The sequence below is a fragment of the Pseudoduganella lutea genome (genome assembly GCF_004209755.1).
Classification (GTDB): Bacteria; Pseudomonadota; Gammaproteobacteria; order Burkholderiales; family Burkholderiaceae_D; genus Rugamonas; species Rugamonas lutea.
The window spans coordinates 5,281,074-5,300,083 of the sequence record NZ_CP035913.1 but is presented as its reverse complement, the minus strand read 5'-3'; the positions used below and the strand labels follow the sequence as shown (position 1 = coordinate 5,300,083).

Here is a 19,010-nt window from a genome sequence, read left to right as displayed (position 1 = left end):
ACCGCCCTGCCGATACCGTCCCCCATGGCCCGCGACAACATCAACGATATCCTTGTCTTCCTGGCCGTTGCCCGCGAACGCAGCTTCACGCGCGCCGCCGCCAAGCTCGGCATGACGCAATCCGCGCTCAGCCACATCGTGCGCGCGCTGGAGGGCCGGCTGGGCGTGCGCCTGCTGACGCGCACCACGCGCAGCGTGTCACCGACCGAGGCCGGCGAGCGGCTGCTGCAGAACGTGGCGCCGCGGCTGGAAGAAATCGAGGCCGAACTGGCGGCCATCAGCGACCTGGGCGACAAGCCGTCCGGCACTGTGAGGATCACCGCGATCGACCATGTGGTGGACTCGCTGCTCTGGCCGCGCATCGCGCCGCTGCTGCCGCTCTACCCTGACCTGCACGTGGAAATCAGTTCCGACTACCGCCTGGTCGACATCGCGGCGGAGCGCTACGACATCGGCGTGCGCCACGGCGACCAGGTGGAAAAGGACATGATCGCCGTGCGCCTGGCCGCGGACGAGCAGATGATGATCGTGGGATCGCCCGCCTATTTCACGCGGCGCCCCGTGCCGGCCTCGGTGCAGGACCTGATGAAACATAATTGCGTCAACCTGCGCCTGTCCGGCAGCGGCGGCCTGTATGCATGGGAACTGCTGCACGATGGACAGCCGGTCGAAGCGCGCGTGCGCGGCCAGGCCGTGTTCACGAACGTCTACCCGATGCGCGATGCCGCGCTGGCCGGCGTGGGCCTGGCGTTCCTGCCGGCGAGCCTCGTGGGCCGCCATGTGCGGGAAGGAGCCCTCGTCAGCGTGATGCCCGAATGCTGCCCGGCCTTCCCTGGCCTGCACGCCTACTACCCGAGCCGGCGCCACTCGTCGCGCGCGCTGGGGCTAGTGATCGACGCGATCCGCTACAAGGGGTAACGCTTGGCGGTGCGTGCCGCGAGAGCCGCCACGATGGTGGCCATGACCAGCAGCACGGCGCTCAGGTAAAACGTGGCCTGGTAGCCGCTGGCGTCGAACAGCAGGCCGCCGACGGTGGCGCCCAGCATGATCGCCAGTTGCACCACCGCCACCATCAGGCCGCCGCCCGCTTCCGCGTCGTGCGGCAGCGTCCTGGCCAGCCACGTCCACCAGCCCACCGGTGCCGCGGTGGCGACGAGGCCCCACGCGGCAAGCAGCAGCGACGTGGCGACCGTGGAAGCGCCGAAGGCAACGAGCGCCACGGCGATCGCCGCCATCATCGCGGGAATGGCGACGAGCGTGCGGAACAGGTTGCGCTTGAGTATCCCGCCGATCAGCGTCGTGCCGACGAAGCCGGCGGCACCGAGCAGCAGCAGCATGAACGACAGCATCGAGACGCTGGTGCCGGTGACCGTTTCCAGGAACGGCCGCAGGTACGTAAACAGCGCGAACTGCCCCATGAAGAACAGGCTGACACCGGCCATGCCGAGCGCCACGGCGGGTTGCTTCAGCAGCCGCAGCACGCCATTGCCGCGCGCCGCGCCCTGCGCGGGCATCGATGGCAGGCTGGCGAACTTCCACGCCAGTGCGATCGCGGCGAGGGGCACGACGAAGAAAAAGGCGCCGCGCCAGCCGATGAGGGAACCGAGGAAGGAACCGAGCGGCGCGGCCACGATCGCCGCCAGCGCGTTGCCGCCGTTCAGGATCGCCAGCGCGCGCGGCACGTCGCGGTCCGGCACCAGCCGCATCGTGGTGGCGGCGGACATCGACCAGAAGCCGCCGATCGCCACGCCGATCAGTGCCCGGCCAACCATGAACACCGGATAATTCGGCGCCAGCGCGACGATGGTGCCCGAGGCGATCATCAGCGCGGTCAGTGCCAGCAGCAGGGTCTTGCGGTCGAGCCGCCCGGCCAGCGGCGCGATGCACAGGCTGGTCAGCAGCGCGAACGCGCCGGAGATGGCGATCGCCTGGCCGGCCTGCCCTTCGGTGATGCGCAGGTCGGCGGCAATCGGGCTCAGCAGGCTGACGGGCATGAATTCGGAAGCGATGAGGGCGAAGGCGCCGAGCGCCATCGCGTACACCGCGCCCCAGGCGGCGGGTTTCTCGACGGGCTGGCCGGGCATGGTGCCCGCAGCGCTGCCGGCGCCCACCGCGGGGCCACCGTGTTGCGTCCTTGCTTCGAATGGCTGGTCGGCGGCTCGCGCGGCATGGGCTTTGACGGTCATGGGGTTCCTTGTCTGGTTGCCGGGGCCTTGCATGGTAATGGCGAAGACAGAGGAAAAACGGGGCGGGAATTGGATGGGCTTATGAACCCGGTTCATGAATCCAGCCGTCGATGGCCAGTTCGGGACCACGGCATGATCGCTCCGTCATCATGCGGTCATCTTGCATGATTAAAGTTGCGGCTTTTCCAACAGCCGATCCAACACATGAACCGCAAGTCCATTTTCATCGCCGGCCTGAGCATGGCGCTGCTGTCCGCCTGCGGCAGCGACAACGACAAGACCTCCGACATCTTCACGCCAACGCCGGCGCCCGGCGTCGACGTGCCCGCCCCGAAGAACGTGATCTTCTTCCTCGGCGACGGCATGGGCCTGACCACGATGACGGCGGCGCGTATCTACTCGGTCGGCGAGGATGGCGAACTGACGATGGACACGCTGCCGGAAACGGCCTTCGTGAAGACGTTCTCGAACGATGCGCAGGTGACCGACAGCGCGCCGTCGATGGCGGCCTACATGACCGGCGTGAAGATGAACAACGAAGTCATCTCCATGTCGCAGGACACCCGCGCGGTCGATCCCGTGACCGATGCCGCCGGCAACCGGCTGGGCAACAACTGCGGCGCGAACAACGGCAAGCCGGCCACCACGCTGCTGGAACTGGCCAAGGCGCAGGGCCTGGGCACCGGCGTCGTGTCGACCGCGCGCGTCACGCATGCCACGCCGGCCGCCACGTACAGCCACATCTGCCACCGCGACCTGGAAAACGACATCGCCGCGGCCCTCGTGCCGGGCGCCGCCGGCTACAACAGCGCCCTGGGCACCACGGGCCTGGACGTGATCATGGGCGGCGGCAGCCAGTTCTTCAAGCCTGTCAAGGATGGCGGCAGGCGTGCCGACGGCCGCGACCTGACCGCGGAACTGAAGGCGAAGAACTACGCCTACGCCAGCAACGCCACCGAGTTCGCTGCCATCGACGGCACGAAGACCGACAAGCTGCTGGGCCTCTTCACGTCCAGCCACATGAGCTACGACCTGGATCGCGACCCGGCCAAGGAACCGAGCCTGGCCGACATGACGACCAAGGCGATGGACGTGCTGGCCCGCAACGGCAAGGGTTACTTCCTGATGGTGGAAGGCGGCCGCATCGACCACGCCCTGCATGAAACCACGGCGAAAAAAGCGCTGCAGGACACGGTGGCCTTCGACAACGCCATCAAGGCAGCGATCGCCAAGGCCAAGGTCACCGACCCGGACCTGAAGAACACGCTGATCGTCGTCACGGCCGACCATGACCACACGCTCGTGCTGAACGGCTATGCGAAGCGCACGGGCAAGACGGCGGCCGGCAATGCCGGCGTGCTGGGCGTGGTGAAGAACTACGTGACGGGCGAAGTGGACAAGGATCTCGATGGCGCGCCTTACACGATCATCGGCTTCGGCAACGGCGAGAACCGCATGCAGGCCAGCCGCGCCGGCCAGGTGGCCCTGGACGACAACGCCACCAGCGCCAACACCTACCACCAGGAAGCGGCGGTGCGCATGGGCGTGGGTGCCGAAACGCACGGCGGTACCGACGTGTTCCTGGGCGCCATCGGCAAGGGCGCCGACACGTTCACCGGCACCATCGACAACACCAGGGTCTTCAGCCTGGTGAAGACCGCCGCCGGCCTGTAAGCCAAGAACAACCGATACGACGACACGAACATGAAACGAACCTTGCTGAACCCCACCCTGCTGCAACGTACCCTGCTGGGCGCCGCGCTGGCGCTCTCCTTCACCGCCGCGCACGCCGCCGGCGAGGCGAAGAACATCATCTTCTTCCTGGGCGATGGCATGGGCCCGTCCACCATCACCGCCGCCCGCATCTTCAAGTATGGCGAAGACGGCAGCCTCACGATGGACACGCTGGAACGCACCGCGCGCATCAAGACCTTCTCCAACGATGCGCAGACCACCGACAGCGCGCCATCGATGGCCGCCTACATGACCGGTGTGAAGATGAACAACGAGGTCATCTCGATGTCGTCGAACACGGTGGCCACCAATCCGGGCCGCGATGCCAACGGCAACCTCGGCGTCAACAACTGCGCCGCCGGCAACGGCACGCCGGCGGTGACGATCCTGGAACTGGCCAAGGCCAGGGGCAAGGCCGTGGGCACGATCACGACCACGGAACTGACGCACGCCACGCCGGCCTCCGCCTGGTCGCACATCTGCAACCGCAACGCGCAATATGCGATCGCGGCCCAGCTGGTGCCGGGCGGTGCCGGCTTCAACACGGCGCTGGGCGACGGCGTGGACGTGCTGATGGGCGGCGGGCGCAATCACTTCACGCCGTTCGCGGCGGGCACCAACGCGGCCGGGCGGGCCGATGGCCGCAACCTGCTGGCGGAACTGGCCGCCAGGGGCTACACGGTGGCGGCCAGCAAGACCGAGATGAACGCGGCGGCACCCGGCAAGAAATTCATTGGCCTGTACAGCAGCCGCAGCCACCTCGAATATGAGCTGGACCGCACCGCCACGCCGCCCGTCGGCGAAGGGGCGAACCAGCCAAGCCTGGCCGAAATGACGGTCAAGGCAATGGACCTGCTGGCATCGAACACCAACGGCTACTTCCTGATGGTGGAAGGCGGCCGCATCGACCACGCGCTGCACGGCACCAATGCCAAGCGCGCGCTGACCGACACGATCGCGTTCGACGACGCCATCAAGGCGGCACTGGCCAAGGCGAAGCAGACCGACCCCACGCTGGCCAATACGCTGATCGTCGTGACCGCCGACCATGACCACACGCTGACGATCAATGGCTACGGCAAGCGCGGCAACCCGATCCTGGACATCAACCGCGGCTACCGGGACAACCAGCCGAACCGCGATGCCGACGGCAACACGTACACCACGCTCGTGTTCGGCAACGGCCCGAACCGGCCGAATGTGCGCGCGAACCTGGACAGCACCACTGTGCTGGCCGACAACTACCTGCAGGAGACCGGCGTGCGCCTGTCCAGCGAAACGCACGGCGGCGGCGACGTGAAGCTGTTTGCCACCGGCGCCGGCGCGAAGACGTTCAAGGGCACGCTGGACAACACGAAGGTATTCACCTTGCTGAAGGCCGCCTCCGGCCTGTAAATCTAATTGTCAATCGCGGCCTGCGGGCACGCAGCAACTTCGGAAGCGGGCATGGCCCGCTTCCTGTCATTTCGGGAAAGCAGATGAAATACCTTCTTTTGATCGCCGGCGCCCTGGTCGCGGCCGGCTGCGCCCATGCCGGCGCCGACGTCGACCTGCGCATCAGCCGCTACAGCAAGGTCGTGACCGCGGAGGGCGTGACGCGCGAAGCGCGCTACGAGGAAACGATGCTGCGCCGCGCCGGCCACGTGTGGACCGCGCGCGTGCTGCCCTTGGCCATGCAGGGCCATGACGACGGCCACGGTCATCATGGCAATGGCCAAGGCGATGACCACGGCCATGGCGCCAAGGCCGGGGCGCACAAGGTGGCGGCGCGCAAGAGCGTCGGGCACAAGCACTTCAATCCCGTCACGCTGCCGCGCCACGTGGCCATGGAAGGCGGCAAGCTGCGCCTCGCCTATGTCGACGCGCATTCGAAGGAAGTGATCGCCATCCCGCCGGGCGAGTTCGACAACGTGGGCTTCGACGGGTCGTGGGATCACGCCTATCATCTGCTCGATACCAAAGGGCTCGCATCGATGGCCGTGTCGAAGCGCGCTTCCGCCGTGCCCGGCGCGCGCTGGCGCGAGCGCGAACGCAACGGCCTGTACGAGCGCGTGCTGTGGGACGACACTAAGCAGCTCCCCCTCGTGATCGAGAGCGGCGACAAGGCGGGCACCTTCTACCATCGCACGGACCTGAAGGTCGCGGCGGGCCTCACGCGCGAGCTGCCCTGGCAGAAGCTGAAGGGCTATGCGCAGCGGGAGTATGCGGACTACCTGGATTGACGTGGACTTTGCCCCTGGCGGTTTGACTATAATCGGTCTCCCAAGTTTGCAGGCCGGTTCACCCGTCATCAACCATGCCATCAGCCGTGCCTTACAGCCTGCCGTACCGGCATCGTCACGACCCGCGCGAACCCGGCATCGACCTGCTGCGCGCGGCCGCCATCGGCGCGGTGATGCTGTACCACGCCAGCAGCCACGGCATCGCGCTGCCGGCGCTCGTCGAACATGGCTGGATGGGGGTCGACCTGTTCTTCGTGCTCAGCGGCTACCTGATCGGCTGGAAGATCCTGCATGAACTCGCGCAGGGAAAGATGCCGCGCTGGGGAAAGTACCTGCTCGACCGGGCATTGCGGATCCTGCCGGCCTACTACGCGGTGCTGGCGTTATATGTGCTGCTGCCGGAATGGCGCGAAGCCGGCGGCCTGCAGGCGCCGTGGAAATTCCTCACCTTTACGGTCAACCTCGCACCCGACTGGGAGCGCGGGACCGCCTTTTCGCATGCGTGGTCGCTGTGCGTGGAGGAACACTTCTACCTGCTGCTGCCGGCTTGCGCATGGCTGTTGGCGGGGCGTCCGCGCGCGCTGGCCATCGCGGCGATCGGGATCATCGTCGCCGGCATGGTGCTGCGCGCGTGGTCCTGGCATGCCAGCGTGGCACCGCCGCTCGCGGCTGGCGACGCCGCCACGGCAATGTGCAACTACATCACGTTGATCTACATGTCCACGCATGCGCGCCTGGATGGCCTGCTGGCCGGCGTGATGCTGGCCGCCGTCCGCGCCTTCCGTCCGGAATGGTGGCACCGCCTGCAGGCGCAGGCCCCGCTGCTGCTGGCGGCGGGCGCCGTCCTCCTGGCGGCCTGCACGCTTATCGAACCCGCCGGTGCCTTCGGCGCCCCATTCCTGTTTCCTTTGGTCGCGCTGGGCTGCGCGTGCCTGCTCGGAGGCGTAACCGGCAAGCGAACGTGGTTCGGCACCATGCGGGTGCCGGGCAGCGGCCTGCTGGCCACGCTGGCGTTCAGCCTTTACCTGACCCACAAGGCCGTGTATGCCTGGCTCGGCGGCCTGCTCCCCGGGCTGGACGCGTGGCCACCGGCGCTCGCCCTGGCGGTGTTCGGCGCGGCATCGCTCCTCGTGGCCGGCGTGCTGTACCTCGGTGTGGAACGGCCTGGCTTGCGCTTGCGCGCGCGGTTAGCCACACGTTCGTTTCCGCCCACGCAGGAGGTGCGTGCGGCTGACACGCGTGCGGGCCGATAGCGCTTTTCCGTCTAGGTCAGCCAGCCATGCACCAGATAGTGCGCAGTGGAAGTATGAGAAGCACCCGGCTTGCGGCCAAGCTGGGTTGGCATGCAAAAGCCCGTCGCACACCGTCGGCCGTCGTCATCAATGCAGCCTGCTTGCATGTTTTGCAAGCCCGGCGGGCGGGCGCGTGGGCACAGAATGGCGCCCGCCGCCGTGTCGATGCGGGCAAACGCGCCCGGCAGCGAGAAAGTGCACTATCATCCCGCAATGTCCAACTCGTCCGTTTGGCCGCACCGCCCGCGGCCGGATGTGTAAAGCCCGTTCCCGACCCCGCTCCACATGCTCCCGAAACGCTCTTCCAATTTCCTGTTGACGATCCTCTGCGGGATCGCGCTGCTGCACTTCGGCCGCGAAGTGCTGCAACCGATCACGCTGGCCCTGGTGCTCAGCCTGGCGCTGGCGCCGCTGATCCGCGCCATCGTCGCGCTGGGTGTGCCGCGCACCACGGCCACGTTCGTCACGCTGGGCCTGTCGATCTCGGCGCTGGTCGGGGCGGGCGTGGTGCTGGTGGCCCAGCTGTTCGCGCTGACGACCGACCTGCCGCAATACCGGGCAGAAATCCGCGCCAAGCTGAAGGAAGTGCAGGTGCTCACCGAACGGCCTCTGGCGCGGCTGCCGACGGAGCTGCTGGAAGGCGTGCCCGGCACGGCGCAGTCCAACAACTCGCTGCGCGCGCGCCGCGGCACCACGCAGCCGGTGCCGGTGGTGATCCGCGAGCCCACGTCCACGCAGGATTCGCTGACGCGGGCCATCGGCGTGGTTTCCGGGCCGCTCGGCGCGGTGGGCCTCGTGCTGGTGCTGCTGGTGTTTGTCCTGCTCGACCAGGAAAACCTGCGCGACCGGCTCGTTCGCCTGGCCGGGAATCGCGAAGTGAGTCGCACGTTGAAGGGCCTGGAGGACGCGGCGCAGGGCGTATCCAGCTTCTTCTTTTCCCAGTTCGTCGTCAACATCGTGTTCGGCGCCGTCATCGGCGCGATCCTCTGGCTGCTGGGCATCCCCCATGCCGTGCTGTGGGCCGCGCTGTGCGCCGTGCTGCGCTTCGTGCCCTACATCGGCGCGCTGATCGCCGGCGGCGCGATCGCGCTGTTCGCCGCGGCCGTCGATCCGGGCTGGACGCTCGCCCTCGTGGCTCTCGGCCTGTTCGTCGCACTGGAAGTGGTGCTGGCCTATGTGATCGAGCCACGCGTGTATGGCCACAGCTCGGGCATGTCGCCGCTGGCCGTGATCGTGTCGGCGCTGTTCTGGAGCGCCGTGTGGGGACCGGTGGGCCTGCTGCTGGCCACGCCGCTGACGCTGTGCCTTGTCGTGGCCGGGCGTTACATCAAGGTGCTCGAACCGGTCACGATCCTGCTGGCCGAAATGCCGAACGCCAGCGCGGCGCAGCGTTTCTACCTGCGCGCGCTGTCCGGCGACGCCGCCGCGATCATTGGCGATGCCCGCATTTTCCTGCGCAAGTCCACGCTGGCCCGCTACTGCGACCAGGTCATGCTGCCCGGGCTGGCGATGGCCATCGGCGACCTGCGCAGCGGGCACACGGACAATGCGCAGGAACAGCGCCTGCGCGCCACCATCGCGCTGGTGGCGGACACGCTGGGCGCCGGCAAGGCGTCCGGACGGGCGCGCCGCCTGAACGTGTCGATGCTCAACGAGAGTGTGGGCGCGCATTTGCGGCACCTGCGCGAGGAACGGCTGGGGCGGTGGCAGGGTTCGCTCGACGTACCGGCGCGCTCGATCGTGCTGAGCGTGGGCTTCTCCAACATCCGCGAGGAGTTCCGCACCGAGCTGCTGGTACTGGCGCTGCGCGAAGGGGGCATCGACGCGCGCAGCATCATGCTGGACGACGACGACGACGAAACGCGGCCGGATGCCGAGCACCTGGTGTCGACGGTGTTCGTCGTCTATCCGGTCGATACGCCGTTCACGGAATGGAGCGAGGCCGTCGCCGCGCTGCGCGAAAACCTGCCCGACGTGCCGCTGGTGACGATCCGCCCGCGCGAGGATGGCGTGGCGGCCGATGCCACGCAGGTGGCCGAACGGGTGGACATGGTGCTGCAATCGTTCGAGGAAGCACTGGCGTTCGTGGCGCCCGTGAAGGCGCCCAAGGCCACCAAGGCCACCAAGGCCGACGCGGGCTGACCGCCGGTCACCGACTTTTCCTGATGGTCAGTCGGTGACCTTGCCCCGCAGGGCCTTGATCTTACCGCTGCGCACCTTGGCATCGACGCGCCGCAGCTGCGAGCCGCGCGTCGGCTTCGTGGCGCGGCGCACCACGGGAACGTGCGCGGCCGCGTCCACCAGTTCCTGCAGGCGGCGCAGCGCGTCTTCCTTGTTCTGTTCCAGGCTGCGCGACGCCTGCGCCTTGATGACCAGCACGCCCTCCTGCGTGATGCGCGTATCGCGCAGCGCCAGCAGGCGCTCCTTCACCCGTTCCGGCAGCGACGACGCGGCGATGTCGAAGCGCGCATGCACGGCGCACGAGACCTTGTTGACGTTCTGCCCGCCCGGCCCCTGGGCGCGGATGGCGGTGAACTCGACTTCGCTGGGTTGGATGACTGCCATGCTGCCTCTTGAAAAACGCGTAACGATTCTGGACCGGTAGGGCGTGCCGGTTGCGCGCCCCGGCGCTATCGTACCCGAAGCCGTGCGGGCGAACCGGCCGATGAATGCGTGGTACACTTGCCGCGTTCCGTGTAACGTTATGTTTATGAGACGATTATTCGTCATCTTCCTTGCCCTGCTGTTCCCCCTGAATGTCCTCGCGCTGTCGATGTCGGTGTCGTCGATGACGTTCCCGTCGACTTCGTTCCCGTCGACTTCGTTCCCGTCGGCGCACCCTGGCGTTGCCGCGTCGCCCGATGCGCTTGCCGCATTGCCCGACCTGGCCGTCGATGACATCGTCTTCGACATCGATCCGGACGAACCGCCCGCGGGCATGGATTTCCACGATACCGTGCATGGCGCCGTGCGCCAGCCTGCGGCCTTCCCGCTCGAGCGGGCGGCCACCCTGCCCCTGCCACCCCGACGCGGACTCGATCCCCTGCCCCCGATAAAACCGCCGCCCAGCGCATGAGCGTGGCTGCGCCATGCGCGCGGCTGTACTTTTCCGATTCCGGCCACGCCGTCGCCCGTTGCGACCGCGCGCCTTCAACAATGTTGTCTACACGAGGTTTTATCAAATGGAATGGCTTTTCGACCCGGCGATCTGGGCGGGCTTGCTGACGCTTGTCGTCCTGGAGATCGTCCTGGGCATCGACAACCTGATTTTCATCGCCATCCTGGCCGACAAGCTGCCGCCCCACCAGCGCGACAAGGCGCGGCTCATCGGCCTGTCGCTGGCGATGCTGATGCGCCTTGGCCTGCTGACGATCGTGTCCTGGCTCGTCACCTTGACCACGCCGCTGTTCTCGGTCGGCCCGCAGGACTTTTCCGGGCGCGACCTGATCCTGCTGGCCGGCGGCGTCTTCCTGCTGTTCAAGGCCACGATCGAGCTGCATGAACGGCTCGAAGGCATCACGCACGTCCAGACCGGCTCGAAGGTGTATGCCGGGTTCGGCGCCGTGGTGGCGCAGATCGTGGTGCTCGATGCCGTGTTCTCGCTCGACGCGGTGATCACGGCCGTCGGCATGGTCGACAACCTGGCCGTGATGATGGCGGCCGTGGTCATCTCGATCGGCGTGATGATCCTGGCCTCGAAGCCGCTGACGCGTTTCGTGAACGCGCATCCGACCGTGGTGGTGCTGTGCCTGTCGTTCCTGCTGATGATCGGCCTGTCCCTCATGGCCGAAGGCCTGGGCTTCCATATTCCGAAGGGCTACCTGTACGCGGCCATCGGCTTCTCGATCGTGATCGAAACGCTGAACCAGTTCGCGCGCCGTAACTTCCTGAAGAACGAGGCGCGCCTGCCGTTCCGCGACCGCACCGCCGACACGGTGTTGCGCCTGATGGGCGGCCGCAAGCGCGCGGACGCCGCCTCGGCCGACCAGGGCGACAAGCCCGCCGCGGAACGCGAAGCCTTCGCGGTCGAGGAGCGCAACATGGTCAGCGGCGTGCTGACATTGGGCGACCGCTCGGTGCGTTCGATCATGACGCCGCGCTCGGAGATGTCGTGGGTGAACCTCGACGACGATGCCGCCACGATCCTGCGCCAGTTGCAGCAGACACCGCACAGCCGGCTGCCGGTGAGCCGCGGCCAGCTCGACGAGGTGGCGGGGATCGCCCGCACGAAGGACCTGATCGGCGACCTGCTGCTGCGCGGGCGGATCGACGAAACGGCCGCCGGCAAGATGCGCGCGCCGATCGTGCTGCCCGACACGGCCGGCGTGCTGAAGGCGATGGAAACGCTGAAACGCGCGCACGGCCAGGTGGTGCTGGTGACGGACGAATATGGCGTGGTGCAGGGTCTGCTGACGCCGGTCGACATCCTGGAAGCGATCGCCGGCGAATTCCCCGACGAGGACGAGGAGCTGGCCATCCGGGCGAAGGCGCCGGGCGAATGGGAAGTCGATGGTGCCGCGGACCTGCACCTGCTCGAACAGGTGCTGGAGACCTCGGCGCTCGTCAGCGAGGACGACGACTATGCGTCGCTGGCCGGCTTCCTGCTGGCCCGATTCGAGGGCTTCCCTGAAACAGGCCAGGCGCTCGAGATCGACGGCCTGCGCTACGAGATCCTGGCAGCGGAGGAACGGCGCATCGTCAAGGTGTCGATCCGCAGGATCGCCACCGCCGACACCGGGGAGGCCTTCGCATGACGAAGCATTCCGGTGGTCCGGCCCTGTCCGAGATCCTGCGCCAGCTCGCCGACGACGTCGCGCGCGAACGCGTCTCGATCGGCGACCTGCTGACGGCATTGGCCGACCGGGCGCTGGCCGCCCTGCTGTTCGTGTTCGCCTGCCCCAACGTGCTGCCGACGCTGCCCGGCACGTCGGCGATCCTGGGTGCGCCGCTGGTGATCCTGGCAGCCCAGCTGGCGTTCGCCCGCAAGCCCTGGCTGCCCGCATTCATCGCCACGCGGTCGATGGCGCGCACCGATTTCCAGGCGCTGATCGGCCGCATCATTCCGTGGCTGCAGCGGGCCGAACGCATGCTGCGCCCGCGCGGCAGCGCCTGGGCGCTGCCGCCGATGGAATACCTCGTCGGCCTGGTCTGCCTGCTGCTGGCGATCGTGGTGCTGCTGCCGATTCCGTTAGGCAACATGCTGCCCGCGGCAGCCATCAGCATGCTGGCGCTGGGCATCCTGGAGCGCGACGGATTGTGGATCGTGGCCGGTCTTGTGACCGCCGCGGTATCGGCCGTGCTCGTTTCCGGTGTTATTTTTGCTGCAATCAAGGCAATGTTGTTTATCATGATGAACTTTTGACATGACAGGATGAACATCGCATGACCGCAACATCGATCGGATGGCTCGAAGCCGCATTTCTGGGACTCATACAGGGCTTGACCGAATTCCTCCCGATTTCCTCCAGCGCCCACCTGCGCATCATCGGCCCGTTCCTGCCTTCCGGCACGGATCCGGGCGCCGCCTTCACCGCCATCGCGCAGATCGGCACCGAACTCGCCGTGCTGCTCTACTTCCGCAAGGACATCGCCCGCATCGCCCTCGCCTGGCTGCGCAGCCTCACCGACCCCACCGTCCGCAAGGATCCCGACGTGCGCCTGGGGTGGCTGATCATCATCGGCTCGATCCCCATCGGATTCCTGGGCCTGCTGCTGCGGGATGCCATCGAAACCTACCTGCGCAACCTGTACCTGACGGCGACGATGCTGATCGCATTCGGCGTGCTGCTGGGCGTTGCCGACCGCATCGGCAAGCAGCGACTGACTCTTGGCGACATGACGTGGCGCGATGGCATCCTGTTCGGCTTCGCGCAGGCGATGGCGCTGATCCCCGGCGTGTCCCGCTCCGGCGGCACGATCACGGCCGGCCTGCTGATGGGCTATACCCGCGAGGCGGCGGCGCGCTACTCCTTCCTGCTGGCGATTCCGGCCGTGATGGCCTCCGGCGGCTACCAGCTGGTCAAGACGTGGGGCGTGGCCGGCCCGGTGGCACCCGGCCCGACGGCGCTGGCGACCGTGGTGGCATTCTTCGTGGGCTACGGCGTGATCGTCGGCTTCCTGAAGATCGTCAGCAGCCGCGGCTTCATGCCGTTCGTGATCTACCGCATCGTGCTCGGCATCGTGCTGCTGGCATTGCTGGGCACGGGCCGCCTCGCACCGATCTGACCGGCATATTCTCCTCTGGCCGCCGTTTGCATGATGTTGCAAACGGCGGCCGAACTACAGGGGTCTGTCCCCGCCAGTCGGTGGCACGATCGGCGTCGCTGCCCCTGATCAAGGGGACTGACCCCGGTTTTGGCCAGCGTCGAGTCATACCCAGACGATGAACGAACAAAACGGCGGCCTCCGGGTCGCCGTTTGCATTGGTGGACACCCTTTTCGTTAACTTGATAATGCATTCTCATTATCGTATAGTACAGGCCTGCCACCCTCCGGAGTCCCATCTTGCTTCCCCTGCCGCGCCGCGCCATCTCCACCCGCCTGCCCACCCACGCCCTGCCACGCGCCGTGTTCATCGCCTGCGCCTTCCACGGCATCGCATGCGCAGCGGAGGAGCCACTGGACGTGCCCCAGGTCGTGGAAATCCGCGGCAGCAAGGAAGGCGAAAGCCGCATGGAACCTTCAGTCGCAGCCAGCGCGCTGCCCGCCACAGTCGACACGATCACGGCCGACGACATCGCCACGCTGGCCATCGGCCGCGACATCTCGAACGTGTTCCAGCGCATCCCCGGCGTGGTGGCCAACAATATCGACCAGGGCGACACGGGCAACGGCTTTCGCATGCGCGGCTTCGCCACGCAGGGCACGCACGGCGCCGACACCGCGATCACCATCGACGGTGTGCCGCAGAACATTCCGTCCAGCCAGGGCGGTGCCGGCCACGGCCCGGCTTTCCTGGAATGGATGACGGCCGACATGATCGACACCATCGACGTGATCAAGGGCCCAGTCTCCGCGCTGTTCGGCGACCAGAACCGCGCCGGCGCCATCGCCATCGCCACGCGCGAAGGCGGCGCCGCCACGCCGTCGAGTGCGGCGATCACGCTGGCCGGCTACGGCGGCAGGCGCGCTTCGCTGACGCTGTCCAGCGACCATGGCGCCGTGCGCTCGCTGCTGGTCGCGGACCGCTATCGCAGCGACGGGTTCCGCCACGGCGCGAGCAACGACCGCACGAACCTGTTCTGGAAGCTGTCGACGACGATCGGCGACGGCATCTACAGCGTGCGCGCCAGCTATTACCGGTCGGACTACGCCGGCGCCGGCTACCTGTCGTTGCCGGCGCTGGAAGCAGGACTCGACCCGCATGCCACGCAGTTCGGCCTGCCCGGCTTTGGCGACGCCCACCGCGGCACGCTCGTCTTCAACCGCCAGCCGACGGGCGCGGGCGGCTGGTTCGCCACCGTGTATGCCGAGGATTTCAGGCGGGGGCGCGCCATCGCCAACAGCGCCACGCTCCACACCTTCGGCTACGACGACCGCACGATCCATGGCGGCCGCGCGGGCAACACGTGGACCTTCGGCGACAAGGCCGTGCTGACGGTCGGCGCCGAGACCCGCAGCGACAAAGGCGACGCGCTGCGCCGCCAGTACCGGGACCGCCAGCCCACCGCGAACTACGTCAACAACCAGGAGCTCGACCTGCTGACCTATGGCGCGTTCGCGCAGGTCCAGTACCGCATGATGCCGGCGCTGAAACTGCACGCGGGCGCCCGCTACGACCGTTTCGACTACGACGTGGTCAACCGCAAGCTGCCGGCCGCGTCGACTGCTTACCGCGGCGGAGCCTTCACGCCGAAGTACGGCGCGACGTGGAGCGCGCTGCCCGGACTCGACGTGTTCGCCAACGTGGCGCAGGGCTTCCGCTCGCCGGCCGCGGAACAGATCAGCGCCAGCGGCAGCCTTGGCCCGCTGGGCGCGCCGGGCGGCCGGATCAATGCGGACATCGACCCGAGCAAGGTACGCTCGCGTGACCTGGGCATCCGCGCCCGCCCGGCCGCCGGCTGGAACGTGGGCGCCGCCGTGTATGACATCGGCAATGACGACGAGATTGTCAACACCGCGCCGGACGTGTTCCTGCCCGCCGGCCGGACCACGCGCCGTGGCTACGAATTCGACGTGAACTGGCAGCCGGGCCGCGCGCTCGGCGCCTACCTCAGCTACGGTCGCATCCTGCGCGCCCGCATCGACAACCCCGCACCGGGCGCGGGCGCGCTGCTGTCCGTGCCCGCACACACGTGGAAGGCCGGCGCGCAGTACCGCGGTGCACTCGGCCCCGGCAGGCTCACGGTGAATGGCGACGTGTATGTCACGGCCGGGAACCCCTACTACACCGGCACGCCCTCCATGCGGCGCGACATGCCGACCTACGTGCGCTACACGCTGAAGTCCGGCTATGACGTCGGAAAAGTGCAGGCTTCGCTGTCGCTGGTGGCGCAGCCGCACAGGTTCGCCAGCGACATCGCCTACGGCACGGCCGCGGGCCTGCTGGTGTCGACGGTGCCGCGCCTGCAGGCCGAGGGCTCGCTGCGCTACTTCTTCTGACCCGTGACAACGAAAGGAATGCCATGAACAAACTGACCGGCGCGGCCGATGCCGCGGGCCTGTTCGCCTCCACCCTCTGCATGATCCACTGCCTGGCCATGCCGGTGCTGCTGGCCGTGCTGCCCGCCATGAGCTGGGCCAGCGACGAACACGCGCACGAAGTGCTGCTCGCGGTCGCGCTGGGGGCGGCGGTCCTGTCGCTGGGGCCGGGCTACCGGGCGCACCGGCGCCTGGCCGTGCCGCTGCTCGGCGGCGCGGGCCTGGCCTGCCTGGCCATTGCCATGTTCGTCGTCGAACCCCGCTATGGCCACGGCGCGGAGGCGGCGGTGAGCGTCGCCGGCGCCCTGCTGCTGTTCGGTGCCCACGTGCGCAACCGGATCTGCTGCCGCCGCTGCGTGGACGTGCGCATCTTCTCGAAGTGACATTCCGGCCATTGCCGGTATTTCCATCTTCCGGCGGTGGGCTGCACGAAACAAAAAAAGCAGCGAAAATAACGGGTTATGTGATTTCCCAATGGCTTTACCATGACCCATTCAGCTTCCATGCCCCTTTCCCGCCGCGCGGCCATCAATCCGAAACCGCTTGGCGCTGCCCTCTTCCTGATCGTGCTCGGCGCCTGGTTCCTCGCCCAGGCGGTGGGTCCGAACCAGGCCGCGCTGTACGTGGTCGGCGCGCTGCTCGGCGTGTCGCTGTACCACGCGGCATTCGGTTTCACGTCCGCCTGGCGCGTGTTCATCGCCGATGGCCGCGGCGCCGGCCTGCGCGCGCAGATGCTGATGCTCGCCATCGGCGTGGCGCTATTCTTCCCCGCCCTCGCGGCAGGGTCCCTGTTCGGCAATCCCGTGACCGGCCTCGTGTCACCGGCCGGTACGTCCGTGATCGTGGGCGCTTTCATTTTCGGCATCGGGATGCAGCTGGGCGGCGGCTGCGCGTCCGGCACGCTGTACACGGTGGGCGGCGGCAGCACGCGAATGATCGTCACGCTCGTCGCCTTCATCGCCGGCTCGCTGATCGGCACGGCGCACATGCCGTTCTGGACGTCGATGCCCCAGCTCGAACCGATTTCCGCCGTCAAGGCGCTGGGCCTGGCGCCGGCGCTGGCATTGAACTGGCTCGTCTTCGCGCTGATCGCGGCCATCACGGTCGTCGTTGAAAAGCGCCGCCACGGCAAGCTCGTTGCGTCGCACACGCAACCGGCGCACACATCGCCGTGGCTGCACGGCCCCTGGCCGCTGGTCGCAGGAGCCGTCGCGCTGGTGCTGCTCAATTTCGCCACGCTGGCGCTGTCCGGCCGGCCGTGGGGCGTGACGTCCGCCTTCGCGTTGTGGGGCGCCAAGGGCGCCGCGCTACTCGGCGTGGACGTCGGCAGCTGGACCTACTGGTCCACCGGCAAGAACGCCGCCGCGCTGGCCGCGCCCGTGTGGCGGGACGTGACGTCGGTGATGGACATCGGCATCGTGCTCGGCGCGATGCTGGCCGCCGCGCTGGCCGGCCGCTACGCGCCAGTGTGGCGCATCCCCCTGCGCTCGCTGGTCGCGGCGATCGTCGGCGGCCTGCTGCTCGGCTACGGCGCGCGGCTGGCCTATGGCTGCAATATCGGCGCGTATTTCAGCGGCATCGTTTCCGGCAGCCTGCATGGCTGGCTGTGGCTCGTGGTGGCCTTCCTGGGCAATGTCGTCGGCACACGGCTCCGCCCGCTGTTCGGCCTCGAAGTGGAACGGGTCAAGCCAACCGCTTGCTGACCCGATCGCCGTTTTGCCTGCAGATCAAAATCGGTGACAGACACCAATGCGTGATGTTGCCGATTTCCTGCGGAGAACCGGTGTCCGACACATTTTCCGGATGAAGCTCCCGGAAAAAATGTCCGACACCAAACATCGTCAGCGTCGCAGGGGTCTGTCCCCGGTAAGTGTCGGCAGTGTCGTTCACCGCTGGCGTCACGAGGGGACTGACCCCGGTTTTTGCCTGCACAGCAAACATTTTCCGGCAACGGCATCCCCTATGCCGGCAAACACAAGCTCCCTGGTTTGCGGATGCGAATGATTCGCATTACAATGCAATGCTCATCATCAACCGCCAAACCTCACCCATGAACAAACTGCTGCTTTCCCTCGCCATCCTGGCCGCTCCGGCCGCCCAGGCCCACCATGTCTGGCTCGAGCAGGATGGCAAGATCGTCAAGCTGCAGTTCGGCGAATTCGCCCTGAACCAGCGGGAAACCACGCCCGGCCTGCTGGACAAGTTCGTGGCCCCGACCGCCACGCTGATCGGCGCCTCGGGCGAGCGCGCACTGGCCGCCGAGAAGACCGCCAGGGGCTTCGTGCTGTCCGGCACCCCGGCCGCCGGCGAATCGATCGTGGCCGAGGAAGCCAATTACCCGTCGTGGGAAACCACCAAGGATGGCACTGTCAGCACGCACGTGTGGATCCCCGCCGCCCGGCTGGTGACCAGCTTCGCGGCCCAGCAGCCCAAGCTGGCGCTGGATATCGTTCCCACCGGCAAAGCTGGCCAGTTCAAGGTGTTCTACAAGGGCCAGCCGCTGCCGAAGGTGGCCGTGAACGCCACCGTGCCGAGCGGCTGGGCAAAGGAAGCAACGACCGATGCCCAGGGTGCGGTGCAGTTCGACCTGCCGTGGCGCGGCACCTATGTGCTGGAGACGAAGCACACGGACAAGGCTGGCGGCGAGCGTGCCGGCAAGGCGTATGCGTCGGCCAGCTATGTCACGTCGCTGACGGTGAACCAGCCGAAAGGTATCGCCGCGTTGCCGGCCGGGCCCGTGATGGCGCCGGAAGCGGCGCACTGATCGGCTTTAACGCCGGGCGGGTGCCCGCCTTTTCGTTCCCTATGTAGCCGTGCGAACAGTACGTGCCGGCAGCCGTCGCTAACATGACGGTTTCGACCTGGCAGGGCATGGCATTGGCATGACGAACGCTGATCGGGGAGCACGTGGCCGGCAATGCGCCGCGCCACGGGTA

Annotated in this window: 17 protein-coding genes; 14 read left to right on the top strand and 3 right to left on the bottom strand. The window is 67.5% G+C overall.

What is annotated here, in order from left to right; all coding sequences use genetic code 11:
* The first annotated feature begins 24 nt into the window (after window positions 1-24).
* A complete protein-coding gene (locus EWM63_RS22685; RefSeq protein ID WP_130188558.1) occupies window positions 25-918 on the top strand; it encodes a LysR family transcriptional regulator in 894 nt (297 codons plus the stop codon).
* On the opposite strand, the gene EWM63_RS22680 is transcribed toward EWM63_RS22685, so the two are convergent.
* Window positions 906-2,084 carry an MFS transporter gene (locus EWM63_RS22680; protein ID WP_130190550.1) on the bottom strand — a complete coding sequence of 393 codons (1,179 nt, stop codon included), beginning with the start codon at window positions 2,082-2,084 and terminating at the stop codon, window positions 906-908. The two genes, EWM63_RS22685 and EWM63_RS22680, sit on opposite strands and share 13 nt — an antisense overlap.
* A 306-nt stretch (window positions 2,085-2,390) precedes the next feature.
* Between EWM63_RS22680 and EWM63_RS22675 the strand changes: the two genes are divergently transcribed.
* The 5 genes from EWM63_RS22675 (at window position 2,391) to EWM63_RS22655 (ending at window position 9,576) form a co-directional block, all read left to right on the top strand.
* Window positions 2,391-3,860, top strand: coding sequence for an alkaline phosphatase (locus EWM63_RS22675; protein WP_130188557.1), 1,470 nt, complete (start codon window positions 2,391-2,393; stop codon window positions 3,858-3,860).
* 30 nt (window positions 3,861-3,890) lie between these two features.
* Window positions 3,891-5,315 (top strand): alkaline phosphatase, encoded by a 1,425-nt coding sequence (locus EWM63_RS22670; RefSeq protein WP_130188556.1) that lies wholly within the window; start codon window positions 3,891-3,893, stop codon window positions 5,313-5,315.
* Between the two features lie 83 nt (window positions 5,316-5,398).
* Window positions 5,399-6,142 carry a hypothetical protein gene (locus EWM63_RS22665; RefSeq protein WP_130188555.1) on the top strand — a complete coding sequence of 248 codons (744 nt, stop codon included), beginning with the start codon at window positions 5,399-5,401 and terminating at the stop codon, window positions 6,140-6,142.
* A 74-nt stretch (window positions 6,143-6,216) separates the two neighbouring features.
* On the top strand, window positions 6,217-7,395 hold the full coding sequence (locus EWM63_RS22660; RefSeq protein WP_130188554.1) for an acyltransferase family protein: 1,179 nt from the start codon (window positions 6,217-6,219) through the stop codon (window positions 7,393-7,395).
* A gap of 324 nt (window positions 7,396-7,719) precedes the next feature.
* Entirely contained in the window at window positions 7,720-9,576 is a 1,857-nt protein-coding gene (locus EWM63_RS22655; protein WP_130188553.1) for an AI-2E family transporter, read from the top strand.
* Between the two features lie 27 nt (window positions 9,577-9,603).
* Here the strand turns inward: EWM63_RS22655 and arfB are convergent, their stop codons facing one another.
* Window positions 9,604-9,999 (bottom strand): alternative ribosome rescue aminoacyl-tRNA hydrolase ArfB, encoded by a 396-nt coding sequence (gene arfB / locus EWM63_RS22650; protein WP_130188552.1) that lies wholly within the window; start codon window positions 9,997-9,999, stop codon window positions 9,604-9,606.
* Between the two features lie 145 nt (window positions 10,000-10,144).
* Between arfB and EWM63_RS22645 the strand changes: the two genes are divergently transcribed.
* The 7 genes from EWM63_RS22645 (at window position 10,145) to EWM63_RS22615 (ending at window position 17,777) form a co-directional block, all read left to right on the top strand.
* Complete coding sequence (locus tag EWM63_RS22645; RefSeq protein ID WP_130188551.1) at window positions 10,145-10,510, top strand: hypothetical protein; 366 nt, start codon at window positions 10,145-10,147, stop codon at window positions 10,508-10,510.
* 106 nt (window positions 10,511-10,616) lie between these two features.
* On the top strand, window positions 10,617-12,188 hold the full coding sequence (locus tag EWM63_RS22640; protein ID WP_130188550.1) for a TerC family protein: 1,572 nt from the start codon (window positions 10,617-10,619) through the stop codon (window positions 12,186-12,188).
* Window positions 12,185-12,796, top strand: coding sequence for an exopolysaccharide biosynthesis protein (locus EWM63_RS22635; protein ID WP_130188549.1), 612 nt, complete (start codon window positions 12,185-12,187; stop codon window positions 12,794-12,796). Before EWM63_RS22640 ends, EWM63_RS22635 begins: the two co-directional genes overlap by 4 nt.
* A 20-nt stretch (window positions 12,797-12,816) precedes the next feature.
* Window positions 12,817-13,659, top strand: coding sequence for an undecaprenyl-diphosphate phosphatase (locus EWM63_RS22630; protein ID WP_130188548.1), 843 nt, complete (start codon window positions 12,817-12,819; stop codon window positions 13,657-13,659).
* Window positions 13,660-13,938: 279 nt separating this feature from the next.
* Window positions 13,939-16,035: a TonB-dependent receptor gene (locus tag EWM63_RS22625; RefSeq protein ID WP_229487442.1), complete on the top strand. Its 2,097-nt coding sequence runs from the start codon at window positions 13,939-13,941 to the stop codon at window positions 16,033-16,035.
* Between the two features lie 23 nt (window positions 16,036-16,058).
* Window positions 16,059-16,457, top strand: coding sequence for a MerC domain-containing protein (locus EWM63_RS22620; RefSeq protein WP_130188547.1), 399 nt, complete (start codon window positions 16,059-16,061; stop codon window positions 16,455-16,457).
* Between the two features lie 120 nt (window positions 16,458-16,577).
* A complete protein-coding gene (locus EWM63_RS22615; protein ID WP_371861116.1) occupies window positions 16,578-17,777 on the top strand; it encodes a YeeE/YedE family protein in 1,200 nt (399 codons plus the stop codon).
* On the opposite strand, the gene EWM63_RS22610 is transcribed toward EWM63_RS22615, so the two are convergent.
* On the bottom strand, window positions 17,758-18,015 hold the full coding sequence (locus EWM63_RS22610) for a hypothetical protein (protein WP_130188545.1): 258 nt from the start codon (window positions 18,013-18,015) through the stop codon (window positions 17,758-17,760). The genes EWM63_RS22615 and EWM63_RS22610 overlap by 20 nt on opposite strands.
* 109 nt (window positions 18,016-18,124) lie before the next feature.
* On the opposite strand from EWM63_RS22610, the gene EWM63_RS22605 reads away from it, so the two are divergent.
* Window positions 18,125-18,838, top strand: coding sequence for a DUF4198 domain-containing protein (locus EWM63_RS22605; RefSeq protein WP_130188544.1), 714 nt, complete (start codon window positions 18,125-18,127; stop codon window positions 18,836-18,838).
* Window positions 18,839-19,010 lie beyond the last annotated feature (172 nt).

Bases quoted from the DNA above. Each gene is read 5' to 3' on its own strand.
- EWM63_RS22645 (WP_130188551.1), top strand. From the start codon at position 10,145: ATGAGACGATTATTCGTCATCTTCCTTGCCCTGCTGTTCCCCCTGAAT.
- EWM63_RS22640 (WP_130188550.1), top strand. From the start codon at position 10,617: ATGGAATGGCTTTTCGACCCGGCGATCTGGGCGGGCTTGCTGACGCTT.
- EWM63_RS22660 (WP_130188554.1), top strand. From the start codon at position 6,217: ATGCCATCAGCCGTGCCTTACAGCCTGCCGTACCGGCATCGTCACGAC.
- EWM63_RS22610 (WP_130188545.1), bottom strand. From the start codon at position 18,015: ATGTTTGCTGTGCAGGCAAAAACCGGGGTCAGTCCCCTCGTGACGCCA.
- EWM63_RS22605 (WP_130188544.1), top strand. From the start codon at position 18,125: ATGAACAAACTGCTGCTTTCCCTCGCCATCCTGGCCGCTCCGGCCGCC.
- EWM63_RS22665 (WP_130188555.1), top strand. From the start codon at position 5,399: ATGAAATACCTTCTTTTGATCGCCGGCGCCCTGGTCGCGGCCGGCTGC.
- EWM63_RS22620 (WP_130188547.1), top strand. From the start codon at position 16,059: ATGAACAAACTGACCGGCGCGGCCGATGCCGCGGGCCTGTTCGCCTCC.
- EWM63_RS22635 (WP_130188549.1), top strand. From the start codon at position 12,185: ATGACGAAGCATTCCGGTGGTCCGGCCCTGTCCGAGATCCTGCGCCAG.
- EWM63_RS22630 (WP_130188548.1), top strand. From the start codon at position 12,817: ATGACCGCAACATCGATCGGATGGCTCGAAGCCGCATTTCTGGGACTC.
- arfB (WP_130188552.1), bottom strand. From the start codon at position 9,999: ATGGCAGTCATCCAACCCAGCGAAGTCGAGTTCACCGCCATCCGCGCC.
- EWM63_RS22655 (WP_130188553.1), top strand. From the start codon at position 7,720: ATGCTCCCGAAACGCTCTTCCAATTTCCTGTTGACGATCCTCTGCGGG.
- EWM63_RS22670 (WP_130188556.1), top strand. From the start codon at position 3,891: ATGAAACGAACCTTGCTGAACCCCACCCTGCTGCAACGTACCCTGCTG.
- EWM63_RS22615 (WP_371861116.1), top strand. From the start codon at position 16,578: ATGCCCCTTTCCCGCCGCGCGGCCATCAATCCGAAACCGCTTGGCGCT.
- EWM63_RS22675 (WP_130188557.1), top strand. From the start codon at position 2,391: ATGAACCGCAAGTCCATTTTCATCGCCGGCCTGAGCATGGCGCTGCTG.
- EWM63_RS22685 (WP_130188558.1), top strand. From the start codon at position 25: ATGGCCCGCGACAACATCAACGATATCCTTGTCTTCCTGGCCGTTGCC.
- EWM63_RS22680 (WP_130190550.1), bottom strand. From the start codon at position 2,084: ATGCCCGGCCAGCCCGTCGAGAAACCCGCCGCCTGGGGCGCGGTGTAC.